This window comes from Planctomycetota bacterium (assembly GCA_016125255.1).
Classification (GTDB): domain Bacteria; phylum Planctomycetota; class Phycisphaerae; order Phycisphaerales; family Zrk34; genus RI-421.
Genome location: WGMD01000032.1, coordinates 39,075 through 53,235 on the forward strand (window position 1 = coordinate 39,075; position 14,161 = coordinate 53,235).

At 63.6% G+C, this 14,161-nt stretch carries 13 protein-coding genes; 10 read left to right on the plus strand and 3 right to left on the minus strand.

Features of this window, described 5'->3' with window-relative positions; genetic code table 11:
• A complete protein-coding gene (locus GC162_19390) occupies positions 1–1,056 on the plus strand; it encodes a hypothetical protein (protein MBI1370803.1) in 1,056 nt (351 codons plus the stop codon).
• Between the two features lie 12 nt (positions 1,057–1,068).
• Here the strand turns inward: GC162_19390 and GC162_19395 are convergent, their stop codons facing one another.
• Positions 1,069–1,332 carry a hypothetical protein gene (locus GC162_19395; GenBank protein MBI1370804.1) on the minus strand — a complete coding sequence of 88 codons (264 nt, stop codon included), beginning with the start codon at positions 1,330–1,332 and terminating at the stop codon, positions 1,069–1,071.
• A gap of 286 nt (positions 1,333–1,618) precedes the next feature.
• Between GC162_19395 and GC162_19400 the strand changes: the two genes are divergently transcribed.
• From GC162_19400 to GC162_19425, 6 genes are all read left to right on the plus strand, one after another.
• Positions 1,619–1,930: a hypothetical protein gene (locus GC162_19400; GenBank protein MBI1370805.1), complete on the plus strand. Its 312-nt coding sequence runs from the start codon at positions 1,619–1,621 to the stop codon at positions 1,928–1,930.
• Positions 1,927–3,021, plus strand: a complete 1,095-nt coding sequence (locus tag GC162_19405; GenBank protein ID MBI1370806.1) for a PQQ-binding-like beta-propeller repeat protein — start codon at positions 1,927–1,929, stop codon at positions 3,019–3,021. Before GC162_19400 ends, GC162_19405 begins: the two co-directional genes overlap by 4 nt.
• A 95-nt stretch (positions 3,022–3,116) precedes the next feature.
• Positions 3,117–4,700 carry a bifunctional phosphoribosylaminoimidazolecarboxamide formyltransferase/IMP cyclohydrolase gene (purH, locus tag GC162_19410; protein MBI1370807.1) on the plus strand — a complete coding sequence of 528 codons (1,584 nt, stop codon included), beginning with the start codon at positions 3,117–3,119 and terminating at the stop codon, positions 4,698–4,700.
• A gap of 76 nt (positions 4,701–4,776) precedes the next feature.
• The gene (locus tag GC162_19415) at positions 4,777–5,406 is read left to right on the plus strand and encodes an ArsR family transcriptional regulator (protein MBI1370808.1); all 630 of its coding nucleotides are present in this window, start codon (positions 4,777–4,779) and stop codon (positions 5,404–5,406) included.
• Positions 5,361–5,939 (plus strand): DUF4325 domain-containing protein, encoded by a 579-nt coding sequence (locus tag GC162_19420; protein ID MBI1370809.1) that lies wholly within the window; start codon positions 5,361–5,363, stop codon positions 5,937–5,939. The genes GC162_19415 and GC162_19420 overlap by 46 nt, the downstream gene beginning before the upstream one ends.
• 22 nt (positions 5,940–5,961) lie before the next feature.
• Entirely contained in the window at positions 5,962–7,227 is a 1,266-nt protein-coding gene (locus tag GC162_19425; GenBank protein MBI1370810.1) for a prolyl oligopeptidase family serine peptidase, read from the plus strand.
• Between the two features lie 36 nt (positions 7,228–7,263).
• On the opposite strand, the gene GC162_19430 is transcribed toward GC162_19425, so the two are convergent.
• A complete protein-coding gene (locus GC162_19430; GenBank protein ID MBI1370811.1) occupies positions 7,264–8,748 on the minus strand; it encodes a SpoIIE family protein phosphatase in 1,485 nt (494 codons plus the stop codon).
• 158 nt (positions 8,749–8,906) lie between these two features.
• Between GC162_19430 and GC162_19435 the strand changes: the two genes are divergently transcribed.
• From GC162_19435 to GC162_19445, 3 genes are all read left to right on the plus strand, one after another.
• Complete coding sequence (locus GC162_19435; GenBank protein MBI1370812.1) at positions 8,907–9,707, plus strand: hypothetical protein; 801 nt, start codon at positions 8,907–8,909, stop codon at positions 9,705–9,707.
• A 10-nt stretch (positions 9,708–9,717) separates the two neighbouring features.
• Positions 9,718–10,383, plus strand: coding sequence for a redoxin domain-containing protein (locus tag GC162_19440; protein MBI1370813.1), 666 nt, complete (start codon positions 9,718–9,720; stop codon positions 10,381–10,383).
• A gap of 783 nt (positions 10,384–11,166) precedes the next feature.
• Complete coding sequence (locus GC162_19445; GenBank protein MBI1370814.1) at positions 11,167–12,249, plus strand: hypothetical protein; 1,083 nt, start codon at positions 11,167–11,169, stop codon at positions 12,247–12,249.
• A gap of 4 nt (positions 12,250–12,253) precedes the next feature.
• Here GC162_19445 and GC162_19450 read toward each other — a convergent pair whose 3' ends face one another.
• On the minus strand, positions 12,254–13,645 hold the full coding sequence (locus tag GC162_19450; GenBank protein ID MBI1370815.1) for a hypothetical protein: 1,392 nt from the start codon (positions 13,643–13,645) through the stop codon (positions 12,254–12,256).
• Positions 13,646–14,161: the final 516 nt, after the last annotated feature.

Genomic DNA, 14,161 nt, shown 5'->3' on the forward strand with positions numbered 1-14,161 from the left:
ATGCACATCGTTCATCTGATCGATCACCGCGAAGAAAAGACCGTGACGGCGCTGCGCGAGGATCTGGCCGGGGCGCTGGCGGGGGTTTCCCATGAACTTTGCCGCGTCGAAGCCGGTCCGCTGGCGGCGATGCGATTGCGCAGCGCCCTGCGGCGGACGAAGCCGGGCGATGTGGTGCATGCCTGGTCCCTGCGGGCGGCGGCGATCGGGGCGATGAGCGGAATCAGATCACCGATGACGGCGACGATCGCGCACATGCCGACGGCGAGCGATGCACGCTGGCTCATGCGCCGGGCGCTTCGCCGCCGGGCGATGACGCTCACGGCGATCGACGCGCCGATCGCCGGCGCGATCGCGTCGCGCTGCGGGCTCGAAGCACACATCATTCCCCCCGGCCTGGACGCACGGCGGATCGAGCGCGGCGACCGTCGCGCGATGCGGATGCGATGGGGCATCACCGACGAGACGATGCTGATGGCGACCGTGCTCGGCGACGCGGCGGAGCCGGAGGACGAACTGCGCGGCGCGCTGGCGGTCGGACTTGTCGAGGAAGCGGGCCGGAAACTGCGCGTGATGCTGCGGGCCGGTTCGACGGCTTCGGAGCGTGCGCGGCGGCTGATGGATGCGACGCGGCGCGGTGAACGGATGCGCATCACGCCCGACCTGGCGGAGTTGTGGCGTGTCATCGACGGCTGCGATCTGGCGATCGGCGTCGGCGGCGGGCTGCCGCTGGCATGGGCGATGCTCGCGGGCAAAGCGATCGCGGGGATGGACAGCGAACATGTGCGGGCGTACGTCCGAGCTGATGTGGCCGGCCTGCTCGCCCCTCCGCATTCGCCCGGCGAACTGGCCAAGCGCATCTGCCGCCTCGCCGACGACCCCGCCCGCCGGCGCGAGCTTTCGCAAGCCGCTCAGACCGCCGCCACCGAATGCTTTGATCTGAATCGCTACGCGCAGCGGATGCACCATATCTACGACCGCACCGCCGCCGGAGCGCCCATCGACTGGCCCGCCCTCGCCGCTGCGGCGCTGCCCGCCGACGCCGGCGCCGCCTGATCCGTCTTTAATTCAGAATGGCACGGCGTCATTGGGTCGAATCGTTGTTTCACCGTCCGACGACTTCATGCCGTTGCACAGAATGACTGGAACGGACTGGATTTGTCCGTCAACACTGATGATGATGGTCGCACGACCCGCGGGAAGATCGCGTGGATGATCGGTGCGGACGAATGTCGGGGCGACTTGCGTGAGCGGGATACGGGCCGCACCGCATTCAAGCCAAAGCTCGACGTCCGTGGAAAATGCAACACCGCCGAAGGCCGCCTGAGTCATGGACCTGCTCCATCCCGAAGCTTGTACATGCGGCCTCGGATCAATGCGATTCTCCCCAATACCTTTGACAGAATCAATTGTCTCAATCTGCCGATCAACAGGCCCGGCCGGTCAATGCGTCAAATCGTGCACGTGCACGTGCACGGTCTTGCGCTCGCTTAACGCCGTTCACTCCCCCAAGGCGGGGGGACTTCAGTCCCCCCCGCCTCGGTCGTGATCATCCCACTAGCCCTTGACCAATCGGTCATTTACGGCGATACTGAGCCGCCCGGGAGCCGAGTGTCCCATGCCGGTGAAAGAGCCAGCTGCGATTGATCGGTTGCCCGAGCCGCTGCGTCGGTTCGTCGCGGCGCTGACGCCTGAGCACAAGCTGCTGCTGACGCTCAAGCATCAGCTTTACGACGGTGACTGGCGGCCGATGATTGCGGACCTCAATAATCGCCTGGCCGGTCGGCCCCACGTGTTCCGACTCGCCGAGCGCATCGAGGACGACCTGAGGCGGATTCAACAGCTTTGTTGCGTGGAAGAGCAATACCAAGTGGAACTGTCCGAGCTGATCAACCCCAGCCCGGACGCCGATTCGGAGGCCGGTGCATGACCCGATGCCGAGCTTTGGCCAGCGTGATTCTGATCCTCGCCCTGTTCGGCGCCGGCGGTTGCGAGCAGGAGACGAGCATCCTCAGCCGACTCCTCGTCCAGCCCCAGACCGCCGCGGACATGGGCTACGGCATCCAATGGACCAGCAACCTCGCCGTCCCGCGCGGCTCGCGCCTCATCTACGCCGAACTCCTCGGCGACAAGCTCGTCACCTTCGAAACCGGAAACATCCTCTCGTGCATCCGAGCCGACACCGGACAAATCCTCTGGCGCGAAAAGGTCGGCTCCGACATCGAGCGATTCTCCAAGCCCGTCCGCGATGACAAACGCGTCGTCATCAGCTCCGAAATCCACGCCTACGTCTACGACATCGAAGGCGGCGACCTCCTGAAGGTCTTCCCCCTCGCCTACGTCTCCAACACCACGCCCGTCGTCGTCGGCGGACTGCTCATCTTCGGCTCCCCGACCGGCGTCGTCTTCGCGCAGGACGTGAGCCAGGGCCTTCTGCGATGGACCTACCAGGTCGGCTCCGCCGTGTCGACCAACCCCGTCATCGCCGGCCCGACCCTCATCACCACCGACTCCCTCGGCGCCGTCGTGGCGTTCAATCCGTTCACCGGCGTCGTCCTGTGGCGCACCAAGGCGTGGGGACGCGTCAGCGCCGAGCCCGCCGCCAGCGATCTGATGGTCTACGTCGCCTCCGAGGATCAATCCCTCTACGCACTCGAACGCACCAGCGGCACCCAGCGCTGGCGCTACTACGCCCGTGACCCCCTCATCACGCCGCCCACGCTCGTCGGCGATTATCTGCTGACCTACGTCCCCTCCGAAGGCCTCGTCTGCCTCGACTCCATCACCGGCGACAAGCTCTTCACCAAGGACATGCCCCACGCCCGGCCGCTGGGGATTCACAATGATCTGCTCTACATCATGAACCCCGGCCGCGTCGACCTCCTGGACCCCGTCAAGGGCGACATCGTCCGATCCGTCCCCGTCCCCGCCGTCCAGCACATCGTCGCCAGCGCCCCCCGCGACGGCGACCTGTACCTGATCCGTCTCAATGGTGTGATCATGAAGCTTACACCAAGGTAAATCGATTTCGAATTGCAGATTGCGGGTTGCATCGAACCGGGACCGCGATCTGTATTTCAATCCCCACTCCGAACTCCCAACTCCGCACTCCCATCATGATCGACCTTGTCCCAATTAAACGTGCCCTGATTTCCGTCTCCGACAAGACGGACCTCGTCCCCTTCGCGCGCAAGCTTTCCGATCTGGGCGTGACGATCATCTCCACCGGCGGAACCGCCAAGAAGCTCGAAGAAGCCGGGCTCAAGGTGACCACCATCGACCAGGTCACCGGGTTCCCCGAGATGATGGACGGCCGGGTCAAAACCCTGCACCCGCGCGTACACGGCGGACTCCTGGGCCTGCGCGATGAGCCGTCGCACGTCGCCGCCATGAAAGAACATGGCATCGAACCCATCGACCTGGTCTGCGTGAACCTGTATCCGTTCGAGCAGACCGTGTCCAAAGAAGGCGTCGCCGAGCACGAGGCCATCGAGCAGATCGACATCGGCGGGCCGTCGATGATCCGCTCCGCCTCCAAGAACTTCCGCTCCGTCACCGTCGTCACCGACCCCAAGCAGTACGACCAGATCGTCAGCGAGCTGGACCGCACCAAGGGCGCGACGACCTTCGCCCTCCGCCGCCGACTCGCCCTCGCGGCGTTCGCACGCACCGCCGCTTACGACACCGCGATCGCCGAGTGGATGGCCGGCACGTCCACCGCCGCCTTCCCGGCGTCCAAGCTCATTCGCCTGGAGCGCGCGATGGAGCTGCGCTACGGCGAGAATCCGCATCAGCAGGCGGCGCTCTACGTCGATCCCCGCGCGACCGAACCCTCCGTCGCCGCGGCGCGCCAGCTTCATGGCAAGGAGCTGAGCTTCAACAATCTCTATGATGCCAACGGCGCGCTCGAGCTGGTCAAGGAAATCGACCCCGCCGAGCGCTGCGCCGCCGCCGTCATCAAACACGCCAACCCCTGCGGGTTCGCCATCGCCGCCTCGCCCGCTGAGGCGTTCACCAATGCCTACGCCGGCGATCCCCTCGCCGCCTTCGGCGGCATCGTCGCGCTCAATCAGACCATCGACCTTTCCGCCGCGCAGGCGATCGTCGAAGGCAAGAAATTCCTCGAAGTCATCATCGCCCCCGCTTATGACAAGGACGCCCTCGCCCTGCTCAAAGAACGCTGGGCCAACGTGCGCATTCTCGAGACCGGCCCCCTGCCCGCCCCCGCCCAGCGCGACCCCGCCGAGTACGATGCCAAACGCATCACCGGCGGCCTGCTCATCCAGAGCCGCGACCTCGCGCCGTTCGACCTGAGCGAATGGAAACACGCCGCCGGCCCGGCCCCGTCCGACGCCGACCTCCTTCAGCTTCGCGTCGCCATGACCGCCGTCAAGCACATCAAGTCCAACGCCGTCTGCCTCGTGCGTGACAACGCCCTCGTCGGCGCCGGCGCCGGGCAGATGGACCGCGTCGCCTCCTGCCGCATCGCCATCGAAAAAGCCGGCGAACGCGCCAAGGGTGCCTACGTCGGCTCCGACGCCTTCTTCCCCTTCCGCGACGGCCCCGACCTCCTCATCGCCGCCGGCGTCAAAGCCATCGCCCAACCCGGCGGCTCCAAAAAAGACGACGAAACCATCGCCGCCTGCAACGAATCGGGCACCACCCTCATCCTCACAGGCCGGCGACATTTCCGACATTAAATCATCATCATCAATGGGTTGCGGCGATTGTCAACATTCTTATCCGCTGATGTTGACAATTGGGTAAAATAGCTTCGTGGTTCACAAACCCGGCCATGATGAAGTTCGACGTTTCATTCTCACGTCTGTTCAAGACCACAGCGCGGATATCGCCACCTTCACGGCATCTCACTTTCAGATTTCGCGTCAGGCCGTCAGTCGGCATCTCCGCAAGCTTGTCGACGCCGGCGAACTTGTCGCACGCGGTGAGACACGCCGGCGCGTCTATGAACTGCGCGTGCTCAGGCACTGGAAGGATACCTTTGCCCTCGACGGCATGCTTGAAGAAGACCGTGTTTGGACCAACTTTGTCGCGCCGTTAGTAAATGACCTTCCCGATGAGATTCAAACCCTTTGCCACTATGGTCTGACAGAGATGGTCAACAATGCGATCGACCATTCGAATGGCTCGCTGGTTCGAATCGAATTGATCAGAACCGCGGCGATCGTGGAATTGAGCGTCGTGGACAACGGTATCGGTATTTTCAAGAAAATCGGTGATGCCCTCAATCTGACCGATCCACGTGATGCCGTCATTGAATTGGCGAAAGGTAAATTCACAACGGACCCGTCCCGACATACAGGTGAAGGCATTTTCTTTAGAACGCGTGTGAGAAGGCCATGGATCAACGAGCCGCGACCGTCAGGGAGCGGTCGAAACAGGTAACAATGAGCGGCGCCGTGACCGCTCCCTCACGGTCGCGGCTCGTTAAACGCCCCCTTCTCACACACGTTCTTACATCTCGGAGTTGTGAGGTGTTCACGATGATTGCCAACGGATTTTTCTGTCGTGTCAGCCGTTCGGGCGAAAGTTGGGTGCTTGAGGATGAGGCCGACTCGGGGTTTGGAACGGGCATCAGGATGACGATCAACCCTTTTACAAACGTCACTCTCAAGGACGTCTTCGATCGATTCTCCGGCGAGGATTATCAATTCAATCGCACGCATTTTCCGGTCGAACTGGCGAAATTCGGGGACGAGAATTTGATTTCGCGCTCGCAGGCCAAGCGTGTTGTCTCGCGCTTTGAGCGTTTTGACGAAGTGTTCTTGGACTTCAAAGGCGTGGAGTCGATTGGGCAAGCATTTGCCGACGAGATATTCCGAGTGTTCGCCAATCAGCATCCGGATACGCAAATCCATCCGATTAATACGAGTCCGCAAGTGAAGAATATGATCAGTCGCGCCAGGAAAGCTGATTAATCCGACGTTGCCTGAGCCACCGATGGAGCGCCGCATGATTCGACGCATAGCAATCGTTTTGCTCGTTTTTGCTTCGCTTGTTTCGAACGCGCATGCCATTCCCCCCGCGACGCCGTGGGATATTGCGGAGCTGGACAAGGTGCCGCAGTTTGAATGGATCGATGCGGATGGGCCGGTGCGGTCGTTGTTTTATGCGGGGGAGCCGTATCAGGGTCATGCGACGCGCGTGTTTGCATATTACGCGGATCCCTCGACGCTGGGCAATCATGTGGACAAGCCGCACATGTTGCCGGCGGTGGTATTGGTGCATGGCGGGGGCGGGTCGGCGTTTCGCGAATGGGTCGAACTGTGGGCGAAACATGGGTATGCGGCGATCGCGATGGACCTGGGCGGCATGATGCCCCTCGGGACCGGCGACGCCAACGATCGCAAGAATCGTGCCGCGCTGCCCGACGGCGGACCCGATCAGACGGACGCGGAGAAGTTCGGCGCCATCGACAAGCCGCTGACCGAACAATGGGAGTATCACGCCGTCGCCAATGTCATCCGCGCCCATTCGCTGATCCGCAGCTTCGACCTCGTCGATACCGACCGCACGGCCGTGACGGGCATTTCATGGGGCGGGTATCTGACGTGCATCGTCGCCGGCGTCGATGCGCGATTCAAAGCCGCGGTGCCGGTCTATGGCTGCGGGTACCTGCATGAGAACAGCGTCTGGCTCCCGTGGTTCAATCAGAAGTTCACGCCGCAGCAGCGCGACAAGTGGGTCAACCTCTGGGACCCGTCGCGTTATCTGCCGGCGGTGTCGATGCCGATTCTTTTCGTCGATGGGACCAACGACTTCGCGTATCCGCTCGACTCGCTGATGAAAAGCGTGCATACCGTGCCGCGCGAGACGTATCGGAATGTGCGCGTGACGGTGAACATGCCGCACAGTCACCCCGCCGGCTGGGCCCCGCCGGAGATCGCCCGCTTCATCGACGCCCGCCTGATGCACGGGCCGGACCTTGCGAAGCTCGACGCGCCAGTCGTGATGGGCCAACAGATCACATGCAAATTCACCGCCCCGCTGCCGCTCACTTCCGCCGTGCTCAACTACACCATCGACGACGCCGCGATGAACAAGCACAAGTGGATCACCGTCCCCGCGACGATCGAAGGCGATCACCTCACGGCTCCCGCTCCGCCGGCCGGTGCGAAGATGTGGTTCTTCAACGCCACCGACCAGCGCGGCGACATCGTCAGCTCGGAAGCCATCTTCGCCGATCCGCCGACGACATCCCCCTGAAGCCCACGGTTTTCAACCGTGGGTCCCCCCGCCCCTTCACCCCACGCGCTTGATCAATAGCGCCGTCATGTCATCCGGCTGCGACAGCCCCGCGGCGAACTGTGTGATCGCCTGATCCATCGCTTCAATGATCTGTTGAGCCGAGGCGTGGCGATGCTCGGTGATGACGGCACTGAGGCGCGACAGGCCGAACTGCTTGCCTTCGGGTCCGACCCATTCGAAAAAACCATCGGAGAACATGGCGATGACGTCGCCGACTTCGAGGGCGATCGCGATGGGCTGATCCATCGGAACGCCGGCGGCGATGCCCAGGGGCAGTCCCTGTGCGGCGATGGACTTCATGCGTCCGTCGCCGCCGGTGATGAGGAACGTCGGGCCGTGACCGGCGGAAAGAAGCCGACCGGCATGCTGCGCAAAGTCGTATTCGAGGAGCGCGAGCGTGACGAATCGCCCGTCGGACAGGTCCTTGACGAGCAGTTCGTTGACGCGCTCCAGCACGCGCTCGACGGAGGCGGACTCCATCGCCATGACGCGCACATACGCCTGGCACGCCGCGGTGATCAGCGCGGGGCCGATGCCGTGCCCGGTCACGTCGGCGACGGAGAACATCAGGCGGTTGTCCGCCAGGGATTGCCAGTCGTAATAGTCGCCGCCGGTCTGATCGGCGGGCCGATTGAACGCGGCGATTTCGTAGCCGGGGACCCGCGGCATTTCGTCGGGCAAAAGGCGCTGCTGAATCTGATGCGCCATCTGCAGATCGCGCTCCAGCCGCTCGCGCTGCCTTCGCGCCTCCGCTTCGCGCACCGCCAGCACGACGTACCGCCGCACGCGGTGCGTCACATACACGCACGACGCCGCGCCGAGCACCAGCACGAGCAACTGCGTCGGAAATATCACCGGCGGAATCCCGTCGTCGATGAACTTCCCCGAGCCCGACAGCACGGTCACGACCGTATACCCGTACCCGACGCACGCCGTCGCGCCGACGACGACGCTCAACATCGGCTCCAGTCGCAGCACCGCCAGCAGCATCAACATCAGATAAATCGAAAACCCCGGCGAAACAAGCACGACGCGCGGATTGATCTCGACCATCCGATACACCAGGAGCAGCACCAGCGTGGGCATCAGACACTCCACCACCGCCAGCCCCATCAGCACCGACCGCTTGATCGCCCGGTCCGCGAGAATCAGCCGCTGCACATGCGCGAGCATCGCCGCTTCGATGACGAGGTACGTGCTTGTGACGCACACGAGGATCCAGCCGACCGTCGTCGTCCCGAACACCGGATCGAAGACGCGCAGCACGCCATGCACCCCCAACACGACGAGCACGACCATCATGCAGATGATCCGCACGCGCTCGCTGCGCAGGGCCGCGCCTTCGAAGCTGCCGATGCGCTCCAGGTCGTCGAACTTCGGATCGTTGATCGCCGGTCGCGTGCTCATGGCGCGGCCATTGTACCTTCGCCCGCCAAGCCGCCGAAGCCCACGCTTTTCAAGCGTGGGACCCCGCCTCATCGCCCGATTTCGCTCACGATCCACATGGAATTTTTCCTTGAATCCCCACCGGCCCGTCCTTTATAATGGACGCTTCGCAAGAGGCGTCGGCGGACCGGCGGCACATTTCGCATCGACGGATGGATGAACGAGACAAATCGACTATGGGAGGTCATCGAATGAAGACGCGCGTGTTTGCATCATTGTGGGTCGCAGTCGCATGGGTCCTGCCGTCCCTCGCCCTCGGCTCCACCGTCCAGATCACCTTCAACGACCTGTCCGCCGGCAACCTCAATGGGCAGGCCGGAAGCAGCGGGTTCGCCAACAACTGGGCCGGCTCGACAAATCCCCAGGTCATCGCCGGCGACCTCGCCGCCCCCGGCTCAACCAACTTCGCACTCACCCAATCCGGCACCGCACAATCCCTCCGCGGCGACGCCAATACTTCCTCCGCCGACTCGCGAACCTTCACCACCGCGATGACCGGAAACGTCTGGTTCTCCTTCCTCCTCATACCCGTCTCCGGCGCACGCGGCGGCATCGAATTCAACCCCACCTACGGCACCGGCGGCAACAGCGGATTCCGAATCATCTCCGTCGACAACAACCTCCGACTCATCGGCTCCACCGACAACGCATTCAACGGCGTCTTCACGCTCAACACCACCCATCTCGTCCTCGGAAACCTCATCATCAACACCGCCGGCAACGACGATCTGAAAGTCTGGATCGACCCCGATGTCAACAACCTCGGCGCCCCGACCGCCACGCTCAACTCCATCAACATCATCACCACCAGCATCACCACCCTCGGCGTCGAATCCTACCGCTCCGGCGGAACCGTCGGCGGCAACGTCGATCTCATCACCCTCTCCAACGACCCGACCGCCCGGCAACTCGTCACCGGCGTCCCCGCCCCCGCCGCTCTCCCCGCCGGCCTCGCCCTGCTCGCACTGACCGCCGCGCGCCGCCGCCGCTGATCGTCACACGATGAATCCCCCCTCCGAAGCCCACGCTTTTCAAGCGTGGGTCTTCTTTTTGACCCCATCAGGAATTTCCCCCCTACAATCCCGCATCCGCCGCACCAGATCATGGAGCCGCCCCATGCGCCGCACCCTCGCGATCCTCGCCGCGTTCGCCCTGCTGACTTCCCTCGTTTTCGCCGGCGAATTTCCCGATGATTGGACCTGGCACCGCACCGATGAGCAGCGCGCCAGGCACGCCGAACTGATCGGCAAGCCCATGCCCGCGCTCGAACTCTCCCACTGGATCAACGGCCCCGTCACCGCCGACGACATGAAAGGCAAAATCGTCGTCCTCGATTTCTGGGCCACATGGTGCGGCCCCTGCCTCGCCGCCATCCCGCACAACAACGAACTCGCCGCCAAGTACAAAGACAAAGGCGTCGTCTTCGTCGGCGTGTGCGGCTCGACGCGCGGTCAGGAAAAATTCGAGGACACCGCCAAAGCGCACAACATCCAGTACGCCACCGCCCGCGATGAAAACAACACTTCCGCCCCCGCCTTCCGCGTCATGTGGTGGCCCACCTACGCCTTCATCGACCGCAAAGGCATCGTCCGCATCATCGGCGTCAAAACGTCCCACGTCGAAGACGTCATCGAAAAACTCCTCGCCGAAGACGCCGCCCAGCAGTAGAATCGACCGCCATGTCGCTTCGCCTCATCGCATGGGCCGAGTGGTTCGCCCCGCGCCCTTCCGCCGAGAGCGCATCCGTAGTAGGTCCGGATGTTTCGAATATCGCCGACGCATATGGCGAGGCCGAATGAAATCTAAAATGAACTGCAAAACTCCAGCGACACCGCCGGCAATGGCGACGATCAATACCAATCCCCAATCAACCTGTCCAACGTCAATCCAGAGACCGATTGCCGCCATCGCCGCGAAACCGAGTCCGCCGATGACGAAGCTAAAGCAAACGAGAACGATTGTCATGTAGAGCGATTTGATTGCTCGGGCTCGACGCGCGGGATGCATTGACACATTTTAGCAGCGGTTTCACAAATATAATGGCGGTCCCAACGAGCCGCGACCGTGAGGAAGCGGTCAAGGAACGTGATTGGACGCGGGCTCGACCGCTTGCTGACGCGCGCGGCTCGTTGGGGACGCGATATGTTTAGTGAAACTGTTCTCGCTTCAAGGCGCCGCGTCAATGACAAACCCCTGAATTCCCCCGAGTTTCTTAACTTATTTTGTCCCGTGATGGATCATCCGGCGCCCCGCCGCGCTGTGCCGGATTGGCGCGCGCGGCAGGTTGAATCGCCTGAATCGAACCATGACGCGGGGGATCGCATTGGCATGGGCTTTGCAATTCGCGCTTGCGAAACCGCGCGGGCGGCGGCGTGTGGCCGCGGTCGTGTCCGGGCGTGGTGGAAGTGGCGCTATTGCTCAGCCCGCTTGCCGGGCGGGGAGGAGTCGCGGATGTTCGTATCGAATGTGTTGCGTTCGGGTCGTGCGGCGTGTGCTACCGCGCTGGCTTGTCTGGCGTTCGCCCCCGCGTCCTTCGCCGTCGTCATGGCCCCGCCCGTGACGCACTACACCTCCGTCTACATCAATTCCGCCACCAGCGTCAACTTCGACATGGTCGAGAACGGCCAGACCGACTACACCGGCGGAACCCTCGACCGCTCCGCCGCCGGCACGCACACGCTCGCCTACGGCGACGGCAACGGCAACTTCCAGGCCAAGCCCACCACCGACGAAGTCCACGGCGTCGCCTCCCTCGCCACCGGCCAGCTCAAAGCCCTCTCCATGCTCGCGCTCGGCGCGGCACAGAACCCGCAGGTCGTCGTCCCCCTCGGACGATCCGACGCCAACGCCTCCGTCATCAGCACCATGGCCGACACGTTCTACGCCGTCAACGCCGGCACGCGCACGCCCTACCTCTGGTCCAACGGCTCCAAAGGCGAATTCAAGTTCAACGTCTCCGGCTCCCAGTCCATCCCCGACGTCGATATCCCCACCAGCTACGCCGCCGGTCAGCCCAAGAACGACATCTTCACCGCCTTCACCCTCAACATCTACAAGGCCGGCACACTCGATCTCATTGAGCAGCTCAACCATCACTACGACATGGGCGACTTCAACAGCCCCGAAGTCCAGGACCTCAACAACCAGGTCCAGGCCAACAGGATCGCCTTCGAATACTGGTACATCGGCGACGCCATCACGCCCTTCACCATCGACCCCGCCCACGTCGTCCCCCTCGACGCGACCGGCCACGCCCTCATCGACTACTTCTTCGAACCCGGCGGCGACTTTGACTGGGTCGCCCAGCTCACGACCGAACTTCAGATCGATTCGTCGTATCAGAATGTCTCGGCCACGCTCGACTTCTCCCACACCCTCGACACCGACTACATCGCCCCCGACGGCACCGACACCTTCTCCGCCTCGGGCGAATTTCCCAACACGCTCGCCCTGCCCACGCCCGAGCCCACGACGGTGTTCCTGTTCACGCTCTTCACCTTCGCCCCCCTGACCCGCCGCCGCCGCGCGATCTGACCGTTTAGCCGCGACCCGAAGGGGAGCGCTTCGGCCGGCGCGCCAGTGTCAGTGCGCCGATCGTCAAAAGCATCGCGCTCGTCGGTTCGGGGATGGCGACCGGGGCGGTGTTGTAGAGGAACAGTTCGTAGCTCCCGCCGTCGGTTCCGGGCTTGCCGAGTCCGAGCGACGGCCCGGCGGCGAAGACTTCGATGACGTATGACCCGGTGTAGGGCAAAATGACATCCAGCAGCGTCGACCCCAGATACGATCCTCCGCCCGGCGCTTTGTCGTCATCGTCATCGTTGAGCGCCGACCCGCTGTAATAGCCGATCAACTCGCCTTCCGACGGCAACCCGGTGCGCCCGTCGAGCAGCGCGATGGCGACGTCGGCGTTGTCGGCGTAGCGGCTTGCCTCTTCGAGAAGGTAGCTCATCGCCTCGATCGTCCAGCGCTGGCCCGCCGATCCGAAGAACTTGTAGTAGTCGCCCATGAATGCGCCCGTGTCGGGGATCGGATCGAGCATGCCCGACACGCTCGCCATGTTCACATTCAGCGCGACCAGTTCCGCTTCGCCCGGCGGCGTCGGCGGACGATACGGATACGGCAGCGCGATCAGCGGCGTCGGCACCTCCATCGCCGTGCTCACCATGTGGTTCATCGTCGCCGTCTCGTCCGTGTGCGTGAACGGAAACTGAGCCGCCGCCAGTCGCGCCGCCGTCCGCTCCCCGACGTACAGATCGCTTGTCAGCGTCGCATACGAGAGCGATCCGCCGGCGTGCAGGTCGGCGAAGGTGATCCCGCTGCCCGTCGCGCCGGACGGGCCGGGATAGCTCGGCGAAAAATCGCCCGGCACGATCCCCGCGCCCAGCCCCGCACCGACCGGCGTCAGCGCATCGTGGTGCCGCATGCCCATCAGATGTTCCGCCTCGTGCCCGATCAGGTTCGCCGTCCCGATCGCCATGTCCGATGCGCTCGGACTCGCCACGCCCAGGAACGTCGTGAACGTCGTGTAGGCGTTGATGTCCGCGTGATCGTGGTGGTCCTCGTTGCGGAAGTCGATGTGCTCGGCGCCGCTGGACGACCCGGGCGTGTTGAGCGTGATGAGCGAAGCGCTGAACAGTTCCGCATCCGGCCGCTCGCCCGCGATGAACGTCATCCCGTGCTGCATGAAGCGCGTGTTGAGATAGTCGATCACGAATTCGATCTGCGGCGCCGAGTAGGTGTACATCTCGTCCGGCGCAGCCGTGCCCGGTCCGACGAAATCCACATAAAACGTCTGCGCCCCTTTCGCGCCGGGCCCCATCGCCAGCAGCACGCACAACCCCATCGCCGCCCGCATTCCGCCGGCCCAGCCCGATGCCCCGCCAGGCCCGATGCCACAACCCGCCACGCGCCCGTGTCGTTTGACGTCCATCCGCGTAACCCTCCAGTCACGCCTGCCGCGATTGATTTGCCGACAACAGAACTGCGCCTAAACCCGATGACCTCACCCTACCCCCCGCCCGGACCAGGGTCAACATCAATTCCCCGATTTCTCACCTGCATCATCCATCCATGACCATCCGCCAACACCGCCGCCGCACGATGCAAGACAAATCAACGCGACCGTTTAACCGCGACCCGCAGGATAGCGCTTCCGCGAGCGCTCGCCGTTGGCTCGCGGCTAAACGGGGGGGGTGACGCGGAAGTGGGGATCGGGGGATGGGGATTTGGTCGGTTTTCGCATAGGGGTTGCACGAATGGCGCATCGGTATGACACAAGTGCGCGCCCGGTGCGCGCGGGGTGATGTAAGTCGTGGAAAAGCGTCGCATGGAGGTGACGCGGGAGATCGGGCGGTGCGCACGGGCACGCCGATGCGCGCGGGATTGGGGAAAAAGGGCGGGATTTTCAAGGGGATACGGCGATGCGGGCGGGCGGCGGGAGGGCGGC